Consider the following 26,594-nt stretch of genomic DNA (forward strand, 5'->3'; position numbering starts at 1 on the left):
ATCCTGACGATGGTCGCCGGACAGGGGTCCGCGCAATAGCCAGGCGAACGGGATAGCTTGATTACATCGGCAAGATGCTTTCAGCAAACCAATCAACTGTTATGCCACGAACAAAAAAGGCCGTTTCCTGTAGGAAACAGCCTTTTTTCACCCCTATGCTGTCCGATTGCGGACACCTGTCCGTCCGATAGCGAACGTAAAACTACCGGGTGCCGGACCCAACGTTAGTTGTTATGCTGGAGATGGTAAAGATGTTGTTTTTAGTCCCGGCCGTATAGGTTCCATTCTGATATAAGCCGTTGGTTACGGCGCCGGTTGAGCTGCCGCCCACGTAAATGTCATAGGTTGAACTGGTAGCCCGCGACGGCGAAGAAAACGCTACCGACTGATAGTTCTTGACCGGAACGAAGGTTAAGATATCCTTGCCTTTGCTATTCTGGATATGAACTATTGAACCCGCCTTTTGCGACGAGGTGAAGTTTATCAGCACCGAATTCTACGTAGACGATGCGCCCGGCAGCTGGGCCATTCCCGAGTTACCTACGGCCAACAGGTAGCCGTCCGTGATTGTAAATGTCCCATCATTGTTGGCGGCCGGCCCGTTTACAATGATGGTGCCGTTCGACATTTCAGCCAAACCGTTTACGTCCACTCTGTTTTTCATTTGCCAGTACGTGCATCCGCTCACTAGTATTGCGAAAAATCGCCAGCAATGAAAAACAGACAGGAAGAAGGAGCTGCACAAATCCCCCTACATCAGTCTACCCGTAGCAACCCATTTCCTACAGGCTGATTAATAAACAAAACTCGTCTTAGCAGATGTGAACGTTATTTTCAAATCTGCTAAGGTTCATTATCTTTAAAGTGTAATATACGATGATCCAATGAGTTACTTAAAACCGTCTTCTATCGCAACCCTGGTCAGAGAAGATGATATGGGCGTAAATGCGCCTATTATTCATCAGAGTGTTATTGCCCGGCTAACATCCGGACTTTATCCTCTTTATAAATCAGGCCGAATTAATTTCGAACCCCTTCCAGAAATGATGCTCACAGAAGGCTATAGCAGTCCGGTTCCCGATCTGCTATTATACGATCACCAGACAGAACAAGCTAAGGTTATCATTGAGGTCTGCCAGACAAATGGACTTAAACACGACACCAACAAAGTTATTCGGCTGATTGACGAAGGCGAGTATGGGATTCTCGAGGGACTCGTCTTCAACTATAAGACTCAACAGTGGCTATGTTATAACAAAGGTGATGGCGGCATGGCCAGCCTTTCTTCCTTCTCCAAAATTCTCCAGCTGGACTTAAATGAGTTTTTATAGAAACGCTAAACGTGGAAGTTTTCGGTGACAACTTTTCCGTCGAAGAGATTCACGATCCGATGGGCGAATCCGGCGTCGTAGGGCGAGTGCGTTACCATGATGATCGTCGTGCCTTCGTCGTTTAGTTCCCCTAATAGCTTCATCACCTCTTCCCCGTTCTTCGAATCCAGGTTTCCCGTCGGTTCATCGGCCAGAATCAGTTTGGGTTTGGCGACCACGGCCCGGGCAATGGCCGTCCGCTGCTGCTGACCGCCCGAGAGCTGCTGTGGGAAGTGATTCCGGCGGTGCATGATGCTCATGCGGTTCAGGGCTTCCTCTACGCGCGCCTTACGTTCGTCGGCAGGCGTTTTCAGATACAGCAACGGCAGTTCGACGTTTTCATACACGGTAAGCTCGTCGATTAGGTTAAAGCTCTGGAATACAAAGCCAATCGAACCTTTCCGAAGCTGCGCCCGCTGCCGCTCGGTCATTTTGGCCACCTCGGTTCCGTAAAAGTTATATGCACCGTCGGTGGGGTTGTCCAGCAGACCGAGAATGTTCAGGAGCGTGGATTTACCGCAGCCAGAGGGCCCCATGATGGCCACAAACTCGCCGTCTTTAACATCCATGCTGATGCCATTGAGGGCCGTGGTCTCGACTTCTTCGGTCGTAAAGAGTTTCTGAAGGTTAATTGTCTGAATCATTGGCTTAAGGTAGAAAAGGGAAGAGAAGGAGTAAGGGGACAAAGGGGATTTCAGTAGCTTTGACCACACTCACTAAACTTCTGTATTCATGGCTAAAGTTGAAAAATTTGAAGATCTGTTAGTTTGGCAAAAAGGTTTAGCTCAGGCAATTGATTTGTACAAATTACTCGCTGACTGGAACGATTACGGCCTTCGTGACCAAATGCGTCGTTCGGCGGTTTCTGTCCCTTCAAACATTGCAGAAGGTTTTGAACGCCACACCAATAAAGAGTTTATTCGATTTTTACGCATTGCAAAAGGGTCGAATGGCGAATTAAGAACACAAATTCATTTGGCTATAGGCGTCGGAATCCTGAACCCAGATACTGGTGCTGTATTATTGGCAAAGAGCCGGATTATTTCATCTATGTTGCAGAATCTGATAAAAACGCGGGAAGAAAAATTCACTTAAAGCTTCATTTCCCCTCTCCTCCTTCGTCCCTTTCGTCCCCCTACTCCTGTTAAAATTCCAGAACTTCGTTATCGCCAAAGTTCTCGTAGCTGCTCGTAATCACCTGCTCGCCGGGCTGGAGTCCTTCCAGCACTTCGTAATACTCCGGATTCTTACGACCCAGGGTAATATTGCGCTTTATGGCCCGCTTACCGGAGTTATCCACCACGTACACCCAGTTGCCGCCCGTATCGGAGAAGAAACCACCTACCGGCAGCAGCGTGGCTTTGGCGGCTTTGCCTAGTTCCAGCTGAATGGGCGACGATTGACCGCGCTTGATGCCTTTCGGCGCGCCTTTGCTGAATACCATGTCTACTTCAAACCGCCCGTTGCGCACTTCGGGATAGACGCGGGTAATCTCCAGGTCATGCTTTTCGCCGTTGAATTCAAAGGAGCCGGTCAGACCCGTAAAAATTCGGTTCAGGTAGTGTTCGTCAACACCGACGCGCATCTTGAATCCGTTCAGATCATCAATCTGACCAATATTTTGTCCCTGGTTAATATTCGACCCCACTTCAATATCCATGGACGATAACAGACCCGATACGGGGGCCTTCACAACCAGATTGTTAAGCGTTTGCTGCCAGAGCGCTACGTTCTTCTGCGTGCGGGCGAGCGTACCTTCCAGCATCTGGATCTGGGTTTTGGCATTGTCTTCCTGGTATTTCTGCGACTCGGCCTCAATCTTGCGCTGCTCAACTAATTTCTCGTAGTCTAGCTTGGCTTTCATGTAGTCCTGCTCAGAAATGACTTTGTCTCTGAATAATTTCGACTGGCGATCATAAATGTCTTTCGCCTGATTAATCTGGAAATCGAGGTCAGACAAGGCTTTACGAAGCGAATACCGCTCTACACGTAAACGTTGCCGGGTATTTTGAAGGTCGTTCACCAGGCGGTTGGCTTCTGTCTCCGACTGAAGAAAATTAAGCCGCAGATTCTGGTTTTCCAGCCGCAGCAGTACATCGCCCTGCTTCACCATGCTACCGCCTTCTACCAGTTTTTCGGTTACGTATCCCCCGGCGATTGCATCGAGCCGAATGGTTTTCAGGGGTTGAACAACGCCCGTTACGGCAATAAAATCCTCAAACGGTCCGGTGGTTACGTTCGAGATGGTTATTTTATCTTTTTCGACATTCAGCTTTGAACGACGATCAGCGAAAAAGAAGGTGTAAGCCAGCAGACCCAGAATCAGCACACCGCCACCTGATAAAATAAGGCGTTGGCTGGTCCAGAAGCGTTTAGGTAAGGCGCGATCCATTTGTATTGACGATTAAATAGCTGAACGATTAACAGGCTCAGTCAGCCGATCAGCTAGTTACCAATGCCGTGCCATTTTTTCGAATACCTGATTTACAGACGCTTGCGATTCTATTCTCTAGAATGGCTGTCCGGTATCGGACATTTGTTGTCCGGTGGCGTTCAGACTTTCTTACCCATTCATCCTTTGCCTGTTCAGCTTCCAGCTTACTCCTTTATTTCGGCCAGAATATACGGCATGAGCGTCTGCGCGCGGGTTTCCCGATTCAGGAAATTGTAGGTTAGCTGGCTGACGTGGTAATAGGGGAAGATAGCTAACCGCTGAACTGTAAACCCGCGAAAGGCCAGCGAATCGGCCTGAACGCCGGTCGTAAATACCAGCGACGGTTGCCGTCTAACCTCTGCTCGCAAAGCCGAATCAGTCCGGGCGTAACGCACCGGGCTGTCCACGTAAAATTCATACGTCCAGAAACTTCCCCCACCCGGTCCCGTCCCGGGCAGATACAGTACCGTTGGCCGCTGCGCCGAAGCGGGTCGGCTGTTTACGTACCGGGCCACCGTCATCCCCGCCTGATACTGCATCAGCGTCGGGTAAATAAACAGATTCAGGACGCCCATCAGCACCAGCATGGCTCCCACCATCCGACCCGCCAGCGACAGCAGGTTATTCGGCCGGAACAGCGTGATCGTCGCGAACGTAATCACAACGCCCCAGACCAGCGCCTGGGTTAGCCGATCTGGCTGAACAATGACCAGCAGGGCCATTGCCAGGACAATCAGTAAAGCACCGATGACGCTCTGGCCGATTGTCCACCGGCGCAGGTTGACAGATTTCAGGCCAGTCAGGAACTGAGCAGTCAGGATGGCATAAAACGGAAAGACAATGTTCAGGTAATGGGGCAGCTGAAACCCCGACAGCGAGAACAGCAGGAACGTGGCCAGCCCCACCCCCAGCGACACGTACTCGGGCAGGACCGGTTGACGACGAACGAGTCCGGCCAGCGCCTTGCCGGTGCCTATGTAGAGCGGCAATGACCAGGGCAGAAACGCCCATAGCAGCGTGTGGGTAAAGAAAAGCTTGTCGCCCGCGCCTTTGATCGGCCCCGTATTGAAAAACCGCCCGAACTGACTATCCCAGAAGAAAAACCGCACACCCGACACGCCCGTCTGCCCGAAAACAACCTTCTCCGGATGCAGGTCGAACTGCTCGTACAGGGCGTAGAACTCGGGGGCGGTAAACAGCAGCGATAGCCCCACGGCCAGATACCAGCGTAACTTGAGCAACTCCCGCCACTGCCCCGTCAGCAGCCAGTGAACGACTAATCCGGCTCCGATGGGCACAAGCACAAACGGTCCTTTGGTCATCAGGGCACAACCGGTCAGCAAGGCCCCAATTACTAAATGATAACCTTTGGCACCCAGAAAGATTCGGTAATAATGATAAACAGCGCCAATAATCAACGGCGTTAGATACGGTTCGGCCCGAACGTCGTTATTCGATAAAACGCCGTGAAAGGCTGTCATAAACACCAATACGGCTACCTGCGCAACTAGCTTCGGATAAACCAGCCGGGCAAAATGGTACGTATAGACCGCGCTGCCCACGGTAAACAGCAGCGCCGGGAACTTGTAGGCAAACGAATTTATACCAAAAACTAAATAGCTAACGGCTGTAACCCAGAACGGAAAGTGTGGTTTATCGAGCCAGTCGCTACCGACCGCGTAGAGATTGACGAAATCGCCCGACTGCGCTATCGTTTTGGCAAGGCAGGCATACAGCGCACCATCCGGTTCAAGAATAGGCGAGAACAGGCCCGTGGCGTTCAGGAAAATCCCAACGATTGCCAGGGCATAAAACCAGCGGTCGTCGAGCGGAAGCAGAGGCAGTCGTGAATCGGAAAGCGTCATCGAAAATAAAACCTCATCAGCGTAAAAACTGATGCATGTTGACGGGCAAAGTACGTAAGAAAAGCCTAATCTGCCGTTCATCAAGCAATGCATGCAACAATTCGTTCATCCATATATCTTTGAGGTATGCAAGATGCTAAACTCCTAATCGTGGACGATGATCCCGACGTGTTGCTAGCGGCCCGGCTACTGCTGAAACGGCACGTTGGCGCAGTGGACATCGAAAAGAACCCCGAAAAATTACCTTTTCTGCTCAACAACAATCGCTACGACGCCATCGTGCTCGACATGAACTTCCAGCGCGACGTGAGCAGCGGACGCGAGGGCTTCGCCTGGCTCGACCGTATCCTGGACATTGACCCCAAGGCGCGGGTTATTCTGTTTACGGCCTATGGCGACGTAGAAATGGCCGTCCGGGCGATCAAGGCCGGGGCGGCTGATTTCGTGCTGAAACCCTGGCAGAACGACAAGTTTCTCGAAACGATCCGGGGCGCCGTGACCCGCAAACAGGAGAGCGACGAGACCGACAAAAGCCCGGACGATAAACAGCGGCTCAAACGATCAGCCGGCTCCGTGTCCATTATCGGCTCGGCGATGCGCTCCGTCCTGGAAACGGTTGAACGCGTGGCCCCCACCGATGCCAACATCCTGATTCTGGGCGAAAACGGCACGGGTAAAGACCTGATTGCGCGGGCAATGCATGAGCAGTCGAATCGGCGCGACAAGCCGTTTGTGAGCGTGGATGTTGGCGCTTTGACCGAGAGTCTGTTTGAGAGCGAACTGTTCGGCCACGTAAAAGGCGCCTTTACCGACGCCCGCGACGACCGCGCCGGTCGGTTTGAGGAAGCGAACGGCGGCACTATTTTCCTCGATGAGATTGGCAACCTGACTCCCGCCCAGCAGGCCAAGCTGCTGACCGTACTCCAGCAGCGGCAGGTAACGCGCGTTGGCTCCAACAAAGCCCGGCCGGTGGATGTCCGGCTCATCTGCGCAACCAATGCCAATCTGAACGAACAAAGTCCCGACCGTCCCGTCCGGTTCCGGCAGGATTTGCTGTACCGGATCAACACCATCGAACTGCATTTACCCCCGCTGCGCGAACGGCCGACCGACATTGGCCCACTGGCTGACTATTTCCTGAAAAAGTACGCCAAACAATACAACCGACCCGTCACCAGCCTGAGTCCGGCGCTGCTGGCCGAGATGAAACAGTACCGCTGGCCGGGCAACGTACGGGAGCTGCAGCACGCTATCGAGCGGGCCGTTATTCTGGCTCAAGGCACTACGCTGGAACTGACTGATTTTATCTTCCGCAAAGACGTACCCGCGGCCTCACCGGTGAACGAAACCCTGCAACTGGAAGATATGGAACGGCAATTGATTCAGCAGGCGATGCAGAAACACCGGGGCAGCATCACCGACGTAGCGCGGGAACTAGGCCTGTCGCGGCAGGCGCTGTACCGTCGCCTGGAGAAATTCGGGCTTTAACTGGCTGATCGATGAACCGTTTTGCCTTTGGCATAGGCTGGCGTATTGTCAGCATCGTCGTTCTCACCGGCGCGATGGTGACCCTATACCTGCATCAGTCGGCCCTGTTCTGGCTCGTTCCGCTATTCGTTCTCCTGGGTACACTCTGCGTCAACCTGTACCAGTACGTTACGGGGCTTAACCGGAAGCTGACGCGCTTTCTGGAATCGGTTCGGTATTCCGATTTTTCAGTTGCCTTCCGGGCCGACAGTAGCTTTGGCCCTTCCTTCCGGAACCTGAACGATCAGTTTAACGAAGTGCTCGATGCGTTTCGGCAGGCGCGGGCCGAGAAAGAAGCGAACCTGCATTACGTGAACACCATCGTTCAGCACGTCAGCGTCGGGCTATTGACCTTCGACGCGGCCGGGCAGGTCGAACTGGTCAATCAGACCGCGCTTCGGCTGCTGGGCATTTATAGGCTGCGCACCCTCAGCGACCTCAGCGCCACCCATCCCGATCTGGCCGACCTGCTTCGCTCAGCGACCAGTGCATCGGCGCCAGTCCTTTACCAGACGGGTACCGATGGCGAACTGTCGATCCGGTGTACGGCCGTTCGGCTTCGCGGACGACTGGTTACCGTAGCGTCGCTGCAGAATATCCGGACGGAACTCCAGCAGCGCGAACTCGAAGCCTGGCAAAACCTGACGAAAGTACTGCGTCATGAGATCATGAACTCGATTACGCCGATTGTGTCTTTGGCGGGAACCATGCGCGACATCGTCGAAACGGACCTGGCGCTGCCTGTAGCGCACGACAGGCAATTAACCGAATCCGTCAACGACCTGCGCGACGCCCTCTCCACCATCGAACAGCGGGGAGCGGGGATTATGCAGTTTGTGGATGCCTACCGGCACTTTACGGCCATTCCGCAGCCGGTTTTCGCCGATGTGCGCGTCGATCAGTTGCTGCGGCACGTTACCCAGCTCGCTCAGCCCCATGCGCAGCGACACCAGATCACCATCACGACGACTTCGCCCAATCTGGCAATCCGTGCCGATGAGAGCCAGATCGAAATGGTTCTTTTGAACCTGCTCAAGAATGCCGTGGAGAGTCTAGAGAATACGCCCTCACCTGCTATCCAACTGGAAGCCTCTGGCGAGGGGCCGAACGTAATCATCCGGGTTACGGATAACGGCCCCGGCATTGAGCCCGAAGCGCTGGAGCAGATTTTCATTCCGTTTTATACGACCAAAAAAACCGGATCGGGGATTGGCCTGAGCCTGTCGCGGCAAATCATGCAGCTGCACGGCGGACAGCTTACAGCCGAATCAGAACCGGGACTGGGCAGTACGTTCAGTCTGGTATTCTGACGGTGGGCTGACTGGATGCAGCCGCCGGTATCACCCGGTTTATCCGCTGAAAAAACCGTACCGTCAGCAGTACCGCTGCCACCGTCAGTCCTGTCAGCAACCCGATCCAGACGCCAATGGCGTCCATCCTCAATGGAAACGCCAGCACATAACTGAGCGGCAGGGCCACAACCCAGTACGAGAACAGCGTAATAATCGTCGGTACGTTGACATCCGACAGGCCCCGTAATCCGCCTAACGCCACCACCTGAACGCCATCGGAAAGCTGAAAAAAGCCCGCCATGATCACCAGTGAGGCCGCGATGCGCATAACCTCAGGATTGTCACGAATATAGAGCGATACCAGCCAGTCGTTGGCCGTCAGAAACAGCAGAGCCGCCAGACTCATGAAGCCCACTGACAACGTAAAAGCCGCCAGACCCGCCCGAAACACGTCTTCGCGACTCCGCCGACCTACAGCGGCTCCCACCCGAATGGCCGCTGCCGACGAGATGCCCGTTGCCATCATATACGTAACAGAAGCCATATTGATGGCGATCTGATGAGCCGCCAGCCGGTCTTCGCCCAGCCAACCGACAATGACGACCGCCAGCGAAAACGTAGCTACCTCAAAGAAAAAGGTCAGACCGCCGGGAATACCCAGCCGCAGAATCGTCTCGACTTCCGAACGGGTGGGCAACGTTCGAAACGCGCTGAGCAGATAGGGCCTGAATCGGGCGGTTCGATGAATATAGGTCAGCATAGCCCCGGCCATAAACAGTCGCGACAACAGGGTTGCCGTTGCCGATCCCATCAGACCTAATTCAGGAAACGGCCCAACGCCCGTAATGAGTACGTAATTGAACAGCGCATTCAACAGCAGCGCCGACAGCGTAATCGCCATGGCAACGCGGGGCTGGCGCAGGCCATCGCAAAGCTGCCGGGCGCCTACAAAAACCAGCAGCGGCAAAATTGAAGCACTCAGAATCAGCATGAAATCGCGGGCCAGCCGCGTCACTTCGGCCGACTGCCCGAACAAGCTAAAGTTAAATGCCAGCAGCACCGACAGGCCGCTCAGCACAACACTCATAAGCACCCCCACACGTAATCCCGCCCGATATAACCGGTTAATGGCCGCCGGGTCGTTCTGACTATTGGCTTTCGCTACCAGCGCAGCCACCACAGCCAGCCCCCCTACGCCAATACTCGACATCAGAAAGGATAAGGAATTGGCCAGCCCAGCCGCGCCCAGCGGTATAGCCCCCAGCAATCGCCCGACAAACAGATTATCAGTAACGCCCATCAGGATAACCCCTAACTGAGCAATGACAATAGGGATACTCAGGCGAAGGGTATCGGCCAGTTCGGACCGGTAGATCCGTATCCGGGAGTGAGAAGCAGAAAGCATGAATCAAAGGTACAGTATCGGCGTCAACCTGCGCGCTCCATCGACTACCCTTTGAGCCTTGCTGCATTCTTTGTACTTTTGTTTTTCATCACGAATCAGGCACAGCCCTTGAAAGAATACGGCAGTAGTATCCAGAAGTTGGTTGACAACATGATCAACATCGAAGATCGGGAAAAGCGCACCCGGTATGCGCATATCCTGATCGAGTTGATGCGGCAGATTCATCCCAACATGAAGGATGGGCAGGACTACTACAACAAGTTGTGGGATGACCTTTACATCATGTCGGGCTTTACGCTGGACGTGGATAGTCCCTATCCGCCCCCATCCGAAGAAGCCCTGGGTAAAAAACCGCAGCGCGTTCCCTACAATACGCATCCGCTTAAATTCAAGCACTTCGGCCGCAATATTGACCTGCTGGTGGCAAAGGCCATTGCCATGGAAGACCCCGAAGAAAAACGGGCGTTTGTTTCTTACCTGACCCGGCTGATGCGAACCTTCTACCAGGCCTGGAACAAGGAATCGGTCGAAGACGAGACGATCTACCAGAGTCTGCTGGAAATCTCGAACGGCAAACTCGCCGACGATATTCAGCTCATCCGCGAACAGGGTCTGGTCGAAGCGACCCCGCGTGAACGCACCGGCGATCAGACGCAGCCCCAGCGCATTGGCGGGGGCAACAACTACCGCGAGGGTAACCAGCGGAACAACAACCAAGGGCGGCCCAACCGAAACGATAACCAGGGCGGTCAGCGCAACTTCGGCAACCAGCGGAACAACAATCAGGGGCGTCAGAACAACCGCAACGACAACCAGGGGGGCCAGCGTAACTTTGGTGGCCCGAATCAGCGGCCAAACAACCGCGACCGGAACGACGGACCCAATCGCAACAACGACCGCAGAAGACGGTAACTCCTTTACCCAACCAGTAGCAAGATCGGGGATGAATCAGGGCCGCGAACAATCTCGGGGGTAGCTGGTTCATCCTTATCACTCATCAGTTAATCAATGGCATCTTTTAAAATTACGGGCGGACGCAAGCTTAAGGGTGAACTCGTTCCGCAGGGCGCAAAAAATGAAGCTCTCCAGATTCTTTGCGCCGTTCTGCTGACCAAAGAACCCGTCACAATTCATAACATTCCCAACATTCGCGACGTAAACCAGCTCATCGACCTGCTGGGCGACATGGGCGTATGGGTCACCAAAATCGGAACAAGTTCCTACCGGTTCGTTGCGTCGGACGTTAACCTCGACTACCTCGAAACCGATACGTATAAACGTAAAGCAGCCGCTCTGCGCGGCTCGGTCATGCTGCTGGGGCCCATGCTCGCCCGGTTTAAGAAAGGTCGGATTCCCCGGCCCGGTGGCGACAAAATTGGTCGTCGGCGGCTGGACACCCACTTTCTGGGCTTCGAGAAATTAGGGGCTCAGTTCAACTACGACGCAAACGACGGCGGTTACTACCAGGTGGATGCCAGCAACCTGCGCGGCACGTATATGCTCCTGGATGAAGCCTCCGTAACGGGCACAGCCAACGTCCTGATGGCTGCGGTAATGGCCGAGGGAACTACCACTATTTATAATGCCGCCTGTGAGCCTTATCTGCAGCAGCTGAGCAAAATGCTCAACGCGATGGGTGCGAAGATTACGGGTGTGGGCTCCAACCTGCTCACCATCGAAGGCGTATCGGAACTACACGGTACCGAACACACGATGCTGCCCGACATGATCGAAATTGGCTCGTTTATCGGCATGGCCGCCATGACGCAGTCGGAAATCACGATCAAGAACTGCCAGATTCCACAACTGGGCATCATTCCCGATCAGTTCCGGCGGCTGGGTATCCAGATGGAGTTCCGGGGCGACGACATTTTTATTCCGGCGCAGGAACGCTACCAGATCGAGAGTTTTCTGGATGGCGGCATGATGACCGTTGCCGATGCGCCCTGGCCCGGCTTTACGCCCGACCTGCTGAGCATTGTGCTGGTTACGGCCGTACAGGCGCAGGGTACGCTGCTGATCCATCAGAAAATGTTCGAAAGCCGGCTATTCTTTGTCGACAAGCTGATTGATATGGGTGCGCAGATCATCCTCTGCGATCCGCACCGGGCTACGGTCGTGGGTCTGAACCGGCAGCTTCCGCTGAAAGGTATCCGCATGTCGTCACCCGATATTCGGGCGGGGGTTGCCCTGCTAATTGCGGCCATGTCAGCACAGGGTACGAGTATCATCGACAACATCGAGCAGATTGACCGCGGTTATCAGCACATTGATACGCGTCTGAACGCCATCGGCGCTGAGATTATCCGGCTCTAAGTTATTTTAAGCCATCAAAAAAGCATTTCTGACAACTGGAAGTGCTTTTTTATTGTCTGTCAGCCCGTTACCGGCCCCGTCTTATTACCAACTAAGTGTGCGCTGTATTATTCCCCGAAAAAGTGTTTTCATCTAACGTTTCTACGGTGTAATCTCCTTTTTTCAGAATTTTCAACAATCTTGCTTTGTCTTTTGACATCTTTGCAACCTGAAGCCGTTTTTGTTGAGAAGTATGAAGGAGTACATCCGCCCAATTAAACGCCTGCTTGTCGCCAACCGGGGCGAAATTGCCATCCGGATCATGCGGGCTGCTACCGAACTTGGCATTACCACCATTGCCGTCTACACCTACGAAGACCGCTATTCCCTGCACCGTTATAAAGCGGATGAAGCGTATCAGATCGGCCGGGACGAGGACCCGCTGAAACCTTATCTTGATGTTGAAGGCATTATTCTGCTGGCTAAACGCCACCAGGTCGATGCAATTCATCCGGGCTACGGCTTCCTGTCGGAGAACGTAAAACTGGCGCGTCGGTGCCGCGAAGAAGATATCATCTTCGTTGGACCCTCGCCGGAAGCAATGGATGCGCTGGGCGACAAAGTGCGGGCCAAGAACCTGGCGACCAAAGCCGGTGTACCGCTCATTCCTGATTCGCGCGAGGAAAACATGAGCCCCGAATTTGCGCTGCAGGAAGCAAAACGGATTGGTTTTCCGGTTATGGTAAAGGCCGCGGCCGGTGGCGGAGGCCGGGGTATGCGCGTGGTTCGGCAGGTTGAGGACTTCGATAAAGCCTTTACCGAAGCTAAAAATGAAGCCCGGAATGCCTTCGGCGACGATACCATCTTCCTAGAGAAGTTTATCGAAGACCCTAAACATATTGAGGTACAGCTCCTGGGCGACCAGCACGGCAACATCGTCCACCTCTACGAGCGCGACTGCTCCGTACAACGGCGGTTTCAGAAAGTTGTTGAGGTTGCGCCGTCGTTTGGCCTACGCCAGGATACCAAACAGAAACTCTATGATTACGCCCTGCAGCTTGGGCGGGCGGTGAACTACTCCAACGCCGGAACGGTCGAGTTTCTGGTTGATAAAAACGAGAATATCTTCTTCATCGAGGTTAACCCCCGCATTCAGGTTGAGCATACGATCACGGAAGAGGTAACGGGGATTGATATCGTCCGGACGCAGATTCTGATTGCGATGGGCTACCAGCTCTCCGATAACGGCATCTATATCAGCCACCAGGACGAAGTGCCCCTGAACGGCTACGCTATCCAGTGCCGGATCACGACTGAAGACCCCGCCAACGGCTTCAAACCGGATTTTGGGACGATCATTGCCTATCGGAACGCGGCCGGTTTTGGTATTCGTCTGGATGAGGGCAGCAGCTACGCGGGCGTAAAAATCTCGCCGTACTTCGACTCGATGATTGTCAAGGTTTCGGCGCGGGGCCGGACCCTGAAAGGCGCAACCCAGCGCCTGACGCGCGCACTGGTCGAATTCCGGATTCGGGGCGTAAAGACCAACATCGGCTTTTTGCTGAACGTAATCAGCCACCCGATTTTTCAGCGGGGCGAAGCGCGGGTATCGTTCATTGAAAACCACCCTGAACTGTTCAATCTTCGCCAGCCGCAGGACCGCTCAACCCGGGCGCTCAACTATCTGGCCGATGTTATTGTGAATGGCAATCCAGAGGTTAAGAAGAAGGACGACAGTAAGATTTTCCGTACCCCGGTTGTTCCTCCTTACGACATCTTCAGTTCCTACCCAAAGGGCAGCCGCGACCGGCTCAAAGAGATGGGCCGTGACTCGTTTGTGAACTGGGTAAAGGAGCAGAAATGCGTGCTGTACACGGATACTACCTTCCGCGACGGCCACCAGTCGCTGCTGGCAACGCGCGTCCGAACGCAGGATTTACAGAAAGTGGCCGAAGGCTTTGCCAAGAATCACCCGGAGCTGTTTTCGATGGAGGTATGGGGCGGAGCAACCTTCGACGTAGCGATGCGGTTCCTCTACGAAAGCCCGTGGAAACGGCTGGCGGCTCTGCGCGAAGCCATGCCGAACATGCTGCTGCAAATGCTGTTCCGCGGCTCCAACGCAGTTGGTTACTCGGCCTACCCCGATAACCTGATTGAAAAATTCGTTGAGCAGTCGTGGGAAACAGGTATTGATGTGTTCCGGATTTTCGACTCGCTCAACTGGGTCAAGGCCATGAAGGTTAGCATCCGGGCGGTTCGGGAGCGGACCGATGCGCTCTGCGAAGCAGCGATCTGCTATACCGGCGACCTGCTGGCCCCTGACCAGAAAAAATATACCCTCCAGTATTACCTCGATATGGCCCGCCAGCTCGAAGATGAGGGAGCGCATCTGCTGGCGATAAAAGACATGGCCGGGTTGCTGAAACCGCTTGCGGCCGATGTGCTGGTACGGGAACTGAAACAGGTAGTCAGCATTCCGGTTCACCTGCACACCCACGATACGGCAGGCATTCAGGCGGCCACGTACCTGAAAGCTATTGATGCCGGGGTCGATATTGTCGATTGCGCTCTGGGTGCTTTGTCGGGCCTGACCTCGCAGCCAAACTTCAATTCTGTAGTGGCGATGATGCAGGGCCACGAGCGCGAATGCCCCATTGACCTGCACTCGCTGAACGCCTACTCCAACTACTGGGAGGATGTTCGGGAGTATTACTATCCGTTCGAGTCGGGTATGAAGGCGGGCAGCGCCGAGGTTTACGAGAACGAAATTCCGGGCGGTCAGTACTCCAACCTCAAACCCCAGGCCATTGCAACCGGCCTGGGCGATAAGTTCGAGACGCTGAAGCGCAATTACGTTATTGCGAACCAGTTGTTCGGGGATATTGTCAAGGTAACGCCTTCTTCAAAGGTCGTTGGCGACATGGCGATCTTCATGACGGCCAACAACCTGACCGCCGACGATGTTCGGGAGCGGGGCGAATCGCTGGCGTTTCCTGAATCGGTGAAAGGCTTCTTCAAAGGGGAGCTGGGGCAACCCGTTGGCGGTTTCCCGGAAGACATCCAGCAGGTAGTTCTGAAGGACGAGAAGCCAATAACCGGCCGCCCGAACGAACACCTGAAACCAATTGATTTCGACGCTGACTTTACAGCCTTTAAAACAAAATACCCCCAGAACGACGGCTTCGTTGATTATTTGTCGTACCAGATGTACCCAAAGGTTTACGACGAATATTACAAAGCCAACCAGCAGTACGGCGATGTCAGCATCATTCCAACGCCCGCGTTCTTTTACGGTCTGAAGGAAAACGAAGAGATTCTGATCGAGATCGAAGAAGGTAAGCGGATTCTGGTGCGGCTGCTGTTCAAGTCGGAGCCCGACGAGTTCGGTATGCGCACGATTACGTTCGAGCTGAACGGTCAGAGCCGCCAGGTGCAGGTTCGGGATAAATCGTCGAAGGTCGAGAAAGCCATGAACGCCAAGGTTGGCAAAGTGGGCGATGTAGGCGCACCGCTACAGGGCCGTCTGACCCGTATTCTGGTTAAGGAAGGCGATGTGGTTAAAAAGAACCAGCCTCTGTTCGTGATCGAAGCGATGAAGATGGAAAGTATCGTAGCCGCGCCTAAAGAAGGCAAGGTCTCGAAGGTGGTGCTGAAAGAAGGCATCACCATCGAGCAGGACGACTTGGTTATCGAACTGTCGTAAGCAAACTGACAAGTCCAGATTTGTTAACAGAAGCACCGCCTGGAGCGGTGCTTCTGTTGTTTCGGGGCAATCCGGGGCGTAGACGGCGACGAGCAATTTGATCGTAACGTTGTGTTCGTCAAAATTTTAGCCGAATTTACCTCTCTAAACCAATCCTGTTCTTACAATGGAAAATCCGCCACCGATACCCCCCTCCTCGCCCGCTCCGGTTACGTTCAGCGACTCCGACGCACGTATGTGGGCCATGATTACGCACCTGAGCGCCCTGCCTGGTTCTTTTGTGCTGATTGGCAGCATTGTGCTCCCCCTAATCATCTGGCAGATTCAAAAAGATAAATCGGCCTTTATTGACTATCACGGCAAGGAAGCCGTCAACTTCAACATTACGATGGCCATCGCGGCTGGCATCTCGTTCATCCTGATGTTTATCCTCATTGGCGTCTTTCTGCTCTGGATCGTTGGGATCGTCTGGCTAATTTTCACAATTATCGCGGCTATCAAAGCCAACAATGGCGAACACTATCGGTACCCATTATCCATTCGCTTCATAAAATAAACCATCAGCTATGCTGTCCGTTTTCAGTCCGGCAGCATAGCTGGTTGCAGCCCGCTGCACTAAGGGTTTATTTTTGCAGCTATGTTATCCGCCTGCTTATTCTGTCAGTCTGTTTACAATTACCTGTTTGCCTGCTTGCTCAGACAACTTCGCTCCCTACCACACCCTGGGGAACGTGGCTCATCGGGACTTTGACCATACCCGGTAACGATACCAGCCGATGGGGCGGTTTTGCTGAAATTCAAACGCGCTCAAACGGCTTGTTCAAACAATATTTTTATAGTGAGATTAAGGGCGGCATCAGTTACGACCTTGATAAGAACGTAACAATCATGCTGGCTGGCGGCCGTTACGCTACTTCTGATTATAACGAACTCCCGGCCGGTCCGCTCAATATTGAAAAGCGCTTCTGGCAGCAGCTGCAGTTAAATCAGTACCTGAACCGAATCAAGTTTGAACACCGCTACCGGATTGAACAGCGCTGGTTTACATTCCGGGATGGACGAGAGGAATTCCGAAGCCGAATACGCTACCGGCTGAACGTGTTTGTACCGCTGAATGCCCGCGTAATTGGCCCGCATACCACCTTTATGTCGGTTTATAACGAAATTTTCCTGAATCCGCGCGGTCCTGCTTTTGAGCGCAATCGTTTGTATGCCGGTTTGGGGCATCAGCTCGATAAGCACTGGGTTATACAGGCGGGCTGGGTCAATCAGACTAACTACAGCCTGGCATCTTTTACGCAGGGGCAGTTTGCACCGATTGTTACGGCGGGTAAAAACAACCTGGTTCTGGCAGTCATTTACCGGCTCAATAAGCACAAAGCCAACCCCGCCGAAAAGCTTCCTTCGCAGCCGGACTGAACCAGCCTGATGCCAGATGCCCAGCAAGGCTGTTTCTGCTCAGTTAATTAAAACCAGGGACGTCGGGACTTAAACGATCGCTTCAGGCCCGTGATGAGCAGGAACGCGCCCAACAGCCCGAAGATTACGGCCAGGATGGTAATGTGCAGGATCGCAAACAGCACGGCAACCAGAATAATAATGAATGATGCTTTGAGCTTCCAGCTGATGCGCTGCCACCAGTTCAGCTCTTCCCGGAGCGGCAAACCCAAACCCTGCCGAATGCGATTTCCGAGCCGAAGCTGTTTTTTGGGTTTTGGCTTCGGTTGCTGATCAATAACCGGCGCAGCCAGTACCGATTGTATATGTGCCACCCGCTGCCGGATGCGCTGACTCCGCTCCATAGCTGGCTGCAAACTAACCAGCGCCTGATCGGGGCTCGTAGGCTGATCGATTGACGCTACTACGGAATCTGATAAACTCTTGATAGATAACGTATCCGAAGCGGTATTGAGCAACTTGCTTTCTGCCGGCTGCTCAACGGAGAGCCGGGCCGCTACATGGGGGGTTCGGTGAAAATAGGCAACTGGCCGGTGACAGGAGGCAAGAAAAAGGCATAACGCAGCAAACAGAAAGGCAAACAAGTTTTTCATCAGGTTGTGTTGTACGATTAGCAACTGTGGTCGCAAAAGTCCCACTTACAACGAATCAGATAAGGAGGTTAATATGATTTTGATGAAAAAGGTAATCGCCGGGGCAGATTTTGTCTATTCAAAACCGGTTAAACAGTAGGGCATACGGCCTATTTAGCTTTTCGGACTGTTAATATCTCCTGCTCTATTTTTATGGTCCGCACACTGTCGTGGTTCGCCTTTGGGCTCCTGTCATCCCTGCTGGTTAATGGCCAAACTGCTTCGCCAATCGCTAATTACGACGAAGCCAAAGTTGGTACCTCGACCCTACCCGACATCTTACGGTTCAGTAATGGTAAATCGGTAAAGTCTCGAACCGACTGGCAAACCCGGCGGCAGGAGATCCGGCAGCTCTTCGCTGACCACGTATATGGGCAGACGCCGACTCAACCCGTCCGGCTTCAGTTTCATGTTCAGCAAACCGACGAAAATGCGCGGGGAGGCCTGGCCGTTCGCAAGCAGGTCGCCATCTCCTTTCCCGACTATCCGCAACTAGCGCCTATCAACATCCTGCTGTACATTCCTAAAGCAGCCAGCAGGCCCGTTCCGGCTTTTCTGGGGCTGAATTTCTGCGGCAATCACTGTGTTACCAACGAAACCGACCTGCCCCTGTCAACGCGCTGGGTAGCCGATGGAGCCGGCAATGTGGCTGTTAACCATCGGGCCACTGAGAAAGCCCGGGCTTTGCAGGCCCGGCGCTGGCCCATCGATACCATTCTGAAGCGAGGCTACGCACTGGCTACGGCCTATTATGGCGATATCGAACCCGATCATCCGCAGGGCTGGCATACGGGCATCCGCTCCGTTCTGGGCGACACCACCCGCAGCGATAACTGGGGAGCGATAGGCGCCTGGGCATGGGGCATGAGCCGCATGCTTGACTACCTGCAGACCGAACCGGCTATTGACGCAAAACGGGTTACTGCTACCGGTCATTCCCGCATCGGCAAAGCTGCCGTTTGGGCGGGCGTGCAGGACGAACGGTTCGCAGCTGTTATTGCCAATGAATCCGGCGAAGGCGGAGCAGCCCTGGCCCGGCGCTGGTATGGCGAAACCGTAGAGCATCTGAACACCAGTTTCCCACACTGGTTTTCGGGACGTTATAAAACCTACAATAAGCGCGTGGCCGATTTACCCGTCGATCAGCATGAACTGCTGGCGCTGGTAGCCCCGCGTCCACTCTATGTAGCCAGCGCCGATGGCGATCAATGGTCCGACCCGAAAGGCGAATTCCTGGGCGCAGCCCTGACCGAACCCGTTTATCAGTTGTACGGTAAAACGGGGCTGGGTACCCTGAATTTTCCGGGCGTTAACCAGCCCATTGGCCAGACTGTCCGCTACCACAACCGCACCGGCAAACACGACGTTACGGATTACGACTGGGAACAGTACCTTCGTTTTGCGGATGAATTGGTACGTTAAGCGCTACCTTTGCAGCTATGACGTTCAATAACGATCCCAGGCCCTGGCAGGTTGAACAATCTGAGTACATCCACCAGCTACCGTGGTTCACGGTGCGTAAAGACGCGGTTCGAATGGCCAACGGCGGGCACATTCCCGATTACTTCGTGCTGGAATACCCCGACTGGATCAACGTGGTGGCCGTTACGACGGATGGCCAGCTGGTGTTCATCCGGCAGTACCGTCACGCCATAGCCGGCGTTCATTACGAACTGTGTGCAGGCGTCGTTGATCCGGGCGAAGATCCCCTCACAACTGCGCAGCGTGAACTGCTGGAGGAAACGGGTTTTGGCGGAGGAAAGTGGCAGCACCTGATAACGCTTTCGGCCAATCCGGGCACGCACACCAATCTAACGTATTCCTATCTGGCCTTAGGCGTCGAACCGAAACAGGCGCAGGCGCTCGAAACTACGGAAGAGATTACGGTCCATCTGGTCTCGCCGGATCGGGCGCGGCAGATCATCGACAATGGTGAAATGATGCAGGCTCTGCATATCGCTCCGTTACTGAAATACCTGTCCCGGCTTTAGTAACGATCAGTTAATGAACATAAAAACGCCCTGACTACCAACCAGCGATCAGGGCGTTTTATAAATTCTTCTATGGGGTTCACCGATTCGCGATCGGTGAAATTCGCGAACCTTTCGGGTCGGGTGTGCCGTCCGGATCGTTAGTTACGGTGCCGTTGGCATAGATCGTGCCGCTATTGGCCAGCAGAATTCCGGATAAATGGGCCGTGGCAGCGGTTGTACCCTGCGTAATAGTCAGATACCCTCCTCCTTTGTACGTCGATTTAACGTTAACCGCCGGTGCTGCAAAGTCGATAGGGGGATTTCCAACGCAGGAGACGGTTGCAAAAACGCCGTTTTTATCGTGTCCTGACGCCGTGAAAATAGTAGGCCCGTTGGCCCGGGCGGGCGAAATCTGATTGGCGTTACTTACACCCGAATTGACGTTTGTATTCCCCGCCGATACAGCCACAAAAATTCCTTTCGAGGCCATGTTGACCACCGCCTGATCGACCGCATCCGTTGCACTGATGCCCAAGCTGATGTTGGCGACATCGCCCGGCCGGGCGTTGGCGGCTACAAAGTTAATGCCAGCAATAAAGTCCGAAACGACGACTTTCGTTGGAGCCGCGCATACTTTAATTGGCACCACTGTTGCGCCAGCAGCTACGCCCACTACCCCAATTGTGTTGTTAAGGGCCGCGATGATCCCCGATACCAGCGTGCCGTGCCCGTCAAAATCTTTGGTTGACCGGTGCGCCCCAAACTTAAACACCGAGTAGCCTTTGGTTGAATCTACTTTCAGATCAGGGTGCGTCAGTTCAATGCCGGAATCGATTACGTATGCTACGTTAGAGCCCGCGTAGTTGACCGAACCCCCTACATAGGTAATGCCCCAGGGTACCTCCTGGCCAGCCGCAACCCGAGCAGTCTTATCGCTTTGACTTTCTAGACCATCGGGTGTACTGACCGCCTGCCGGTCGGCTTCGATATAGGACACAAGCGGGTTTTTGCGCAGCCGGGCCAGCTCAGCCGGAGTCAGCCGAACAGCCATTCCGGACAACGCGGCCCCGTATACGTGTAGAATATTTTCAGGGTTAATCCCTAACTCCGACAGGAATTTCTCGCCAACCTGTTTCAGACGAGCCTGCTGCCGGGCAAAGGTCTCCAGATTCTGCGCCGAGAAGGCATCCTGCTTCAGAACAACGATGTACTGCCCATCAATTCCGCCTGTTGCAGTTGCGGCTTGTGCAGCATCAACACTCTGGAGAGAATTATCAACTGCCAATTCGGCCGGACGGCACGCGTCCAGACCCGTTAAGCCCATCAGCAATAGGCCAGCAAACAAGTAGAGAGTATGTTTCATTAGAATATGTTAAACATCAAAGGTAAAGAAATCTATACCATCCAGATAGATTCAGAAATATCCTGAACGGTCATTATGGTTAAAAGGCTATTAAAAATGGCGTCTGTGTAAAGCAGACGCCATTAAGACAATGCCGGACTTAAACTAAGGTACGCGCGACATCTTGATATCGGGTATGCTGTCGCGGTCGGCGGTTACGGTTCCTTTGCCGTAAATCACCCCCTTATTTGCCAGCAATATGCCCGAAGCGTGCGCCGTGGCCATGGTTGTTCCTTTGGAAAAGTAGGTATATTTCCCTCCCCGCACCGTTGATTTTATGCTTACGCCGGGCCCGGCAAAATCGATGGGTGGGTTCCCACTACACGATACCGAGGCAAACACTCCTTTGCTATCATGCGCCGATAAACTGTACAGATTGGGCGCGTTAATTCGAGCCGGTGAAATATTATTGGCATCAAAATTATTGGTTGTCGTATTCCCGGCTGACATCGCAATAAATAAGTCGCCCCGGTTGGTCAGGTTCATTACTGCTGCATCCAGCGCATCCGACGCTTTAGCACCTAAGCTGATGTTGATCACATCGCCCGGGCGAGCATTTGCCATTACAAAATCCAGACCGGCTATCACATTCGAAACCTGCATATTTTCAGGCTTCTCCGTAACTTTTATCGGGATAACCGGCGCGCCCGCGGCTACACCCACTACGCCAATGCTATTGTTTTTAGCCGCAATTGTGCCTGAAACGTGCGTTCCATGGTCGTGGTTGTCGGCAAGCGATTTGGCGCCCGTTCCGGTTGTGAGCGCATTGTATCCCCGCGAAGCATCTACGTTCAGGTCAGGATGCGTGAGGTCAATCCCCGTATCCACAATATAAGCTGCATTCGAGCCGGTATAGTCAATAAAGCCGCCAACGTATTTAATTCCCCAGGGTACCTCCTGCCCAGCGGTGATGTGCATATCGTCGCCAGCCACGGCCTCCTCTACGCTTGTACTGCCAATCTGGTCGGCTTCTATAGATGCAATGTCCGGATACTGACGCAGAAACGATACCTGCGCTTCGGTTAGCTGGGCCACAAACCCTCTCAGGCAGGAGCCATACACATGGCCCAGCTGATTACGGTCTATGTTGAACCGGCTCATCATCTGTTCGGCGTACTGCCGCATGAACTGCTGACGTTTTGCGTAGGGAGAGGCAGCTGACAGACCGGAAAGCGGATCGACTTTCAGGACAACGATATAGGGGTTGGTAGCGCCCTGACGGCCAGAGCCAGTAACCGTTTCGCCAACGGGCTGACAGCTCTGCAGGCTTAACACAGCTGCAGTAAGTACAGTAAGGTAACAGTGAATTGTTTTCATAATTCATTTGGGCAGAAAAAGGGTGGACAGTTACTTAAATTGTTATCTGATTTATTTATCGGCGTTTTAATAGAGTGTTATTACTAGTTTTTGAGAGATCTATTGGATGCAGCACTAATCCGGTATCTATAAAAGCTCGTCAGCTATCTGAAAAGATTCTATTTTTCTCCAGGCAGGTTTATAAGCCACGAATATAAATTGAGGGTAAACAGTCGGGAAAAGGCATTTCGTTAACGGTCAAAAATTGACAACTCGGTAGGTTGATGCTCCTCTGCGCACGCTCAGCACCCGTTACTGACCTGTTCTGCCAGATTCCATGCGCTACCTGGAACTGACATTCACTATTTTGCCCGTACCTTTGTGGCCCTGATCATCAACCCGCTTATCTGATTCAGCCACGTTCTACGATTACTGCGGCAATCCAATTTGTTTATGATTATCCCCCTGGCCCACCGCGCCAATCAAACCCAGGAATACTATTTTTCGGTCAAGCTGGCTGAGGTTCGTCGGCTTCAGGCGGCCGGACATGATGTTATTAATATGGGCATCGGCAATCCTGATCTGATGCCCTCTCCGAATACGCTGGATGCCCTGACCACCTCTGCGCGGCAGCCCAGCGCCCACGGCTACCAGCCGTATAAGGGAACGCCGGCCCTGCGGCAGGGTATTGCCCGCTTTTATAACCACACATACGGTGTTACGCTCGATGCCGAAACCGAAATTCTGCCTTTGATTGGCTCTAAGGAAGGCATTACGCATCTATCGCTGACGTTCCTCAATGATGGCGATGGCGTGCTCGTGCCTGAACTGGGTTATCCGGCCTATCGTGCCGTGAGTCAGATGGTCGGCGCGCGGGTGCTGGAATACCCCCTGCTCGAACATGACGGCTGGCAGCCCGACTGGAACGCCATGACCGACCTGCTGGCTGAATCGCCCGCGTCGAATCCAACGCGGATTATCTGGCTCAATTACCCGCACATGCCTACAGGTGCCCCAGCCACCCGCGCTCTGTTCGAGCGGGCAGTGCGCTTCGCCCACGACCATCGGGTGCTGCTTTGCCACGATAATCCATATAGCCTGATTTTAAATAAAAAGCCGCCTATCAGTCTGCTATCGGTCGATGGGGCTAACGAGGTGGCCGTAGAGCTGAATTCGCTTAGCAAATCGCATAATATGGCGGGCTGGCGGATTGGCTGGATGGCCGGCGCTAAAGCTTACGTCGATGCCGTGCTGACGATCAAGAGCAACGTAGATTCGGGCCAGTTCCGTCCCCTGATGGACGCTGCCGCTGAAGCACTCACCAACCCGGACGACTGGCACCACGACCGGAACGCAATCTACCAGGATCGGCTGGAGGCCGTCCATGCGTTCCTGGACACGTTGGGCTGCACGTATGCCACCGACCAGGAGGGGTTATTTATCTGGGCTAAGCTGCCCAATTCGGTTGAATCGGCAGAAACACTGGTGGACGATCTGCTGTACAAACAGCATGTATTCATTGCGCCGGGTTTCATCTTCGGTCCGAAGGGCAATCGGTATATCCGAATCTCCCTCTGCATGCCTAAAGAACGAATCTGGGAAGCGGTAAACCGCCTGAAACTAGCTAATTAACCTGTTGCTATTTGCTTTGTTGCCTTACAGCCCGACACACTAATCTTGAAAATTCCGGTTCAGATGACAGTTAGCATCATTGGTATTGGCCTACTTGGCGGCTCCTTTGCGCTGGCCCTCCGCGAAAAATACCCCAAAATGCGTTTCATTGGCGTTGACACCTCCCTCGTCAACAGTCAGCTGGCGCTGGCCAAGGGAATTGTGGATGACGTGCTGCCACTTACCGAAGCCGTAGCGCAAAGCAATCTCGTTGTGCTGGCAACGCCTGTTAACGTAATTATGAACCTGCTGCCAACGGTCCTGGACCACTTATCACCAAGTGGAACGGTGGTGGACCTGGGCTCTACGAAGGGGTTGATCTGCGAGGTGGCCGATCAGCACCCAAAGCGGGCGCAGTTTGTGGCGGCTCACCCCATGGCCGGCACCGAGAACTCCGGCCCCGGCGCAGCCTTCCGGGAGTTGCTGCCGGGTAAAAACCTGATCATCTGCGATCGCGAAAAAAGCCAGCCCGATTGCCTACTGCTGACCGAGAGCCTGTTCCGGGACGTCGGTATGAAGCTGTTTTACATGACTCCGCAGGAGCACGACCTGCACCTCGCCTATGTTTCTCACCTGAGCCATATCAGCGCGTTTGCGCTGGGACTAACGGTGCTTGAAAAGGAAAAAGATGAGCAGGCTATCTTCGATATGGCCAGCACGGGTTTCAGCAGCACCGTCCGGCTGGCCAAAAGCTCTCCGCAGATGTGGGCGCCTATTTTCGACCAGAACCGCACGAACGTATCCAGCGCCCTGGCCGATTATATTGAGTTTCTCCGGCAGTTTAAGCAGGTTATTGACGACCAGGACGTAACGACCTCGCTCGACTTCATGCAACGGGCCAACGTTATCCGGCGGGTGCTGGACGGCATTGAGAAACGGTAATTTCGACAAAAAACTGCGGTTGCCTTATACAAAATCCGCTACGGTTGGTTAAATCATCAGACTCCGGGACGACATCGTTCCGGGTTGATGATTTAACCAACTAACCTCATGCAGGCAACGACGCAACAACCGGCAACACAGGCCGGAACGATTACTATCGGCGGAGATTTAACCGTCAACCGAATGGCCTATGGGGCCATGCGCATCACCGGAGACGGTATCTGGGGACCACCTAAAGATCACGACGAGGCTATCCGGGTTCTGAAACGCACGCTCGAACTTGGCATCAATTTTATCGACACTGCCGACAGCTACGGCCCTTACGTGTCGGAAGAACTCATCGCCGAAGCACTTCACCCCTACCCCGACGGCTTGGTAATTGGCACCAAAGGTGGTCTGTTACGTACCGGCCCGAACCAGTGGCCGGTTGACGCCAGTCCCGAACACCTCGACGAAGCGCTGAAAGGTTCGCTGAAACGCCTGAAACTCGACCGGATTGATCTGTACCAGCTTCACCGCTTCGACAGCAAAGTGCCTAAAGAAGAAACCCTTGGGTATCTGAAGGAAAAACAGCAGGAGGGTTTAATCCGGCACATTGGTTTGTCGGAAGTAAGCGTCGATGATATCAAACTAGCCCAGCAGCATGTCGAAGTGGTTTCAGTTCAGAACATGTATAACTTCGGGGAGCAGAAATGGAACGACGTGCTGAACTACTGCGAAGCGAATAATATCGTCTTTATTCCTTGGTATCCGCTGAATGCCGGAGACGTTGCCGCCGAAAATGCGATCCGGAAAGTGGCCCAGCGCCATGGCGCTACCGATTATCAGATTGCGCTGGCCTGGCTCCTGGCGGCATCGCCCGTCATGCTGCCCATTGCCGGAACATCGTCGGTAAAGCACCTTGACGAAAACGTTCAGGCGGCTACCATCCAGCTGACCGACGAGGACTTGCAGGATATGCCATTGCCCAACTAAGTTATCACTAACTCAATCTGCCTATGACAACCCAATTAAAACAGGACCCTCAGCAACTTCTGGTGTCTACCCTGTCGCGGCTGCAGCAGGGTGTCGAAACGATTTCGCCGGCCGGCGATCTGATTGATCAGTGGAGTCAGGCGCTCGGTGAAGGCAACCAGACACTCGAAAACATTGCCGATGAACTTTACGCCCTGAAACAGGCGCTGACGGAGGGCAGGGCTCCGCGGATTGCCGGATCGCTGCATACGCTCAGCAAACTTACGAAGCAGGCGGCTAACGAATCGTCGGATGTGGGGCTGGTCGGGCAATTAAACCAGCTCGCTGAAATCCTCGACGACGCATCGGCTCGAATTGCGCAGTCGCGGTAATGACCCGGCACAAAGAAGCGGGGTAGGCATCCAGTGGACGCCT

24 protein-coding genes are annotated in these 26,594 nt (G+C 53.7%); 15 read left to right on the forward strand and 9 right to left on the reverse strand.

The window, feature by feature from the left end; translation table 11 throughout:
• Positions 1 to 202: 202 nt before the first annotated feature.
• Positions 203 to 490, reverse strand: a complete 288-nt coding sequence (locus HNV11_RS19925; RefSeq protein WP_171741337.1) for a hypothetical protein — start codon at positions 488 to 490, stop codon at positions 203 to 205.
• Positions 491 to 496: 6 nt separating this feature from the next.
• Complete coding sequence (locus tag HNV11_RS19930) at positions 497 to 664, reverse strand: hypothetical protein (RefSeq protein ID WP_171741338.1); 168 nt, start codon at positions 662 to 664, stop codon at positions 497 to 499.
• A gap of 220 nt (positions 665 to 884) precedes the next feature.
• Here HNV11_RS19930 and HNV11_RS19935 point away from each other — a divergent pair, with 220 nt between their 5' ends.
• Positions 885 to 1,331, forward strand: a complete 447-nt coding sequence (locus HNV11_RS19935) for a hypothetical protein (RefSeq protein ID WP_171741339.1) — start codon at positions 885 to 887, stop codon at positions 1,329 to 1,331.
• Between the two features lie 5 nt (positions 1,332 to 1,336).
• On the opposite strand, the gene HNV11_RS19940 is transcribed toward HNV11_RS19935, so the two are convergent.
• Positions 1,337 to 2,014, reverse strand: a complete 678-nt coding sequence (locus HNV11_RS19940) for an ABC transporter ATP-binding protein (RefSeq protein WP_171741340.1) — start codon at positions 2,012 to 2,014, stop codon at positions 1,337 to 1,339.
• 88 nt (positions 2,015 to 2,102) lie between these two features.
• Here HNV11_RS19940 and HNV11_RS19945 point away from each other — a divergent pair, with 88 nt between their 5' ends.
• Positions 2,103 to 2,465, forward strand: a complete 363-nt coding sequence (locus HNV11_RS19945) for a four helix bundle protein (RefSeq protein ID WP_171741341.1) — start codon at positions 2,103 to 2,105, stop codon at positions 2,463 to 2,465.
• Between the two features lie 49 nt (positions 2,466 to 2,514).
• Here the strand turns inward: HNV11_RS19945 and HNV11_RS19950 are convergent, their stop codons facing one another.
• Both HNV11_RS19950 and HNV11_RS19955 read right to left on the reverse strand, forming a co-directional pair.
• Entirely contained in the window at positions 2,515 to 3,762 is a 1,248-nt protein-coding gene (locus HNV11_RS19950) for an efflux RND transporter periplasmic adaptor subunit (RefSeq protein WP_171741342.1), read from the reverse strand.
• Between the two features lie 206 nt (positions 3,763 to 3,968).
• Positions 3,969 to 5,669 (reverse strand): ArnT family glycosyltransferase, encoded by a 1,701-nt coding sequence (locus HNV11_RS19955; RefSeq protein ID WP_171741343.1) that lies wholly within the window; start codon positions 5,667 to 5,669, stop codon positions 3,969 to 3,971.
• Between the two features lie 126 nt (positions 5,670 to 5,795).
• Here HNV11_RS19955 and HNV11_RS19960 point away from each other — a divergent pair, with 126 nt between their 5' ends.
• Both HNV11_RS19960 and HNV11_RS19965 read left to right on the forward strand, forming a co-directional pair.
• Entirely contained in the window at positions 5,796 to 7,157 is a 1,362-nt protein-coding gene (locus HNV11_RS19960; protein WP_171741344.1) for a sigma-54-dependent transcriptional regulator, read from the forward strand.
• An 11-nt stretch (positions 7,158 to 7,168) separates the two neighbouring features.
• Positions 7,169 to 8,506, forward strand: a complete 1,338-nt coding sequence (locus HNV11_RS19965; RefSeq protein ID WP_171741345.1) for a sensor histidine kinase — start codon at positions 7,169 to 7,171, stop codon at positions 8,504 to 8,506.
• Here HNV11_RS19965 and HNV11_RS19970 read toward each other — a convergent pair.
• Positions 8,490 to 9,893: an MATE family efflux transporter gene (locus HNV11_RS19970; RefSeq protein ID WP_171741346.1), complete on the reverse strand. Its 1,404-nt coding sequence runs from the start codon at positions 9,891 to 9,893 to the stop codon at positions 8,490 to 8,492. The genes HNV11_RS19965 and HNV11_RS19970 overlap by 17 nt on opposite strands.
• Before the next feature lie 108 nt (positions 9,894 to 10,001).
• Between HNV11_RS19970 and HNV11_RS19975 the strand changes: the two genes are divergently transcribed.
• The 5 genes from HNV11_RS19975 to HNV11_RS19995 all read left to right on the forward strand — a co-directional run bounded on the left by HNV11_RS19975 (position 10,002) and on the right by HNV11_RS19995 (position 17,310).
• Entirely contained in the window at positions 10,002 to 10,805 is an 804-nt protein-coding gene (locus tag HNV11_RS19975) for a DUF4290 domain-containing protein (RefSeq protein ID WP_171742255.1), read from the forward strand.
• Between the two features lie 96 nt (positions 10,806 to 10,901).
• On the forward strand, positions 10,902 to 12,209 hold the full coding sequence (murA, locus tag HNV11_RS19980; protein ID WP_171741347.1) for a UDP-N-acetylglucosamine 1-carboxyvinyltransferase: 1,308 nt from the start codon (positions 10,902 to 10,904) through the stop codon (positions 12,207 to 12,209).
• A gap of 232 nt (positions 12,210 to 12,441) precedes the next feature.
• Positions 12,442 to 15,891, forward strand: a complete 3,450-nt coding sequence (locus HNV11_RS19985) for a pyruvate carboxylase (RefSeq protein ID WP_171741348.1) — start codon at positions 12,442 to 12,444, stop codon at positions 15,889 to 15,891.
• Positions 15,892 to 16,057: 166 nt separating this feature from the next.
• On the forward strand, positions 16,058 to 16,447 hold the full coding sequence (locus HNV11_RS19990; RefSeq protein ID WP_171741349.1) for a DUF4870 domain-containing protein: 390 nt from the start codon (positions 16,058 to 16,060) through the stop codon (positions 16,445 to 16,447).
• Positions 16,448 to 16,638: 191 nt separating this feature from the next.
• A complete protein-coding gene (locus HNV11_RS19995; RefSeq protein ID WP_240163590.1) occupies positions 16,639 to 17,310 on the forward strand; it encodes a DUF2490 domain-containing protein in 672 nt (223 codons plus the stop codon).
• Positions 17,311 to 17,357: 47 nt separating this feature from the next.
• Here the strand turns inward: HNV11_RS19995 and HNV11_RS20000 are convergent, their stop codons facing one another.
• On the reverse strand, positions 17,358 to 17,942 hold the full coding sequence (locus tag HNV11_RS20000; RefSeq protein ID WP_171741350.1) for a hypothetical protein: 585 nt from the start codon (positions 17,940 to 17,942) through the stop codon (positions 17,358 to 17,360).
• A 192-nt stretch (positions 17,943 to 18,134) separates the two neighbouring features.
• Here HNV11_RS20000 and HNV11_RS20005 point away from each other — a divergent pair, with 192 nt between their 5' ends.
• Together HNV11_RS20005 and HNV11_RS20010 are read left to right on the forward strand one after the other, a co-directional pair.
• The gene (locus HNV11_RS20005; RefSeq protein WP_240163591.1) at positions 18,135 to 19,403 is read left to right on the forward strand and encodes a glucuronyl esterase domain-containing protein; all 1,269 of its coding nucleotides are present in this window, start codon (positions 18,135 to 18,137) and stop codon (positions 19,401 to 19,403) included.
• A 17-nt stretch (positions 19,404 to 19,420) separates the two neighbouring features.
• Entirely contained in the window at positions 19,421 to 19,972 is a 552-nt protein-coding gene (locus HNV11_RS20010) for an NUDIX hydrolase (protein WP_171741351.1), read from the forward strand.
• 79 nt (positions 19,973 to 20,051) lie between these two features.
• Here the strand turns inward: HNV11_RS20010 and HNV11_RS20015 are convergent, their stop codons facing one another.
• Both HNV11_RS20015 and HNV11_RS20020 read right to left on the reverse strand, forming a co-directional pair.
• Positions 20,052 to 21,317 (reverse strand): S8 family serine peptidase, encoded by a 1,266-nt coding sequence (locus HNV11_RS20015; RefSeq protein ID WP_171741352.1) that lies wholly within the window; start codon positions 21,315 to 21,317, stop codon positions 20,052 to 20,054.
• Between the two features lie 144 nt (positions 21,318 to 21,461).
• Positions 21,462 to 22,631 (reverse strand): S8 family serine peptidase, encoded by a 1,170-nt coding sequence (locus tag HNV11_RS20020; protein WP_171741353.1) that lies wholly within the window; start codon positions 22,629 to 22,631, stop codon positions 21,462 to 21,464.
• 474 nt (positions 22,632 to 23,105) lie between these two features.
• On the opposite strand from HNV11_RS20020, the gene HNV11_RS20025 reads away from it, so the two are divergent.
• The 4 genes from HNV11_RS20025 to HNV11_RS20040 all read left to right on the forward strand — a co-directional run bounded on the left by HNV11_RS20025 (position 23,106) and on the right by HNV11_RS20040 (position 26,551).
• Positions 23,106 to 24,284: a pyridoxal phosphate-dependent aminotransferase gene (locus HNV11_RS20025; protein ID WP_171741354.1), complete on the forward strand. Its 1,179-nt coding sequence runs from the start codon at positions 23,106 to 23,108 to the stop codon at positions 24,282 to 24,284.
• A gap of 63 nt (positions 24,285 to 24,347) precedes the next feature.
• The gene (locus tag HNV11_RS20030) at positions 24,348 to 25,205 is read left to right on the forward strand and encodes a prephenate dehydrogenase (protein WP_171741355.1); all 858 of its coding nucleotides are present in this window, start codon (positions 24,348 to 24,350) and stop codon (positions 25,203 to 25,205) included.
• Between the two features lie 108 nt (positions 25,206 to 25,313).
• Positions 25,314 to 26,180 carry an aldo/keto reductase gene (locus HNV11_RS20035; RefSeq protein WP_171741356.1) on the forward strand — a complete coding sequence of 289 codons (867 nt, stop codon included), beginning with the start codon at positions 25,314 to 25,316 and terminating at the stop codon, positions 26,178 to 26,180.
• 23 nt (positions 26,181 to 26,203) lie between these two features.
• Complete coding sequence (locus HNV11_RS20040; RefSeq protein ID WP_171741357.1) at positions 26,204 to 26,551, forward strand: hypothetical protein; 348 nt, start codon at positions 26,204 to 26,206, stop codon at positions 26,549 to 26,551.
• The last annotated feature ends 43 nt before the right edge of the window (positions 26,552 to 26,594 follow it).

The organism is Spirosoma taeanense, assembly GCF_013127955.1.
Lineage (GTDB): Bacteria > Bacteroidota > Bacteroidia > Cytophagales > Spirosomataceae > Spirosoma > Spirosoma taeanense.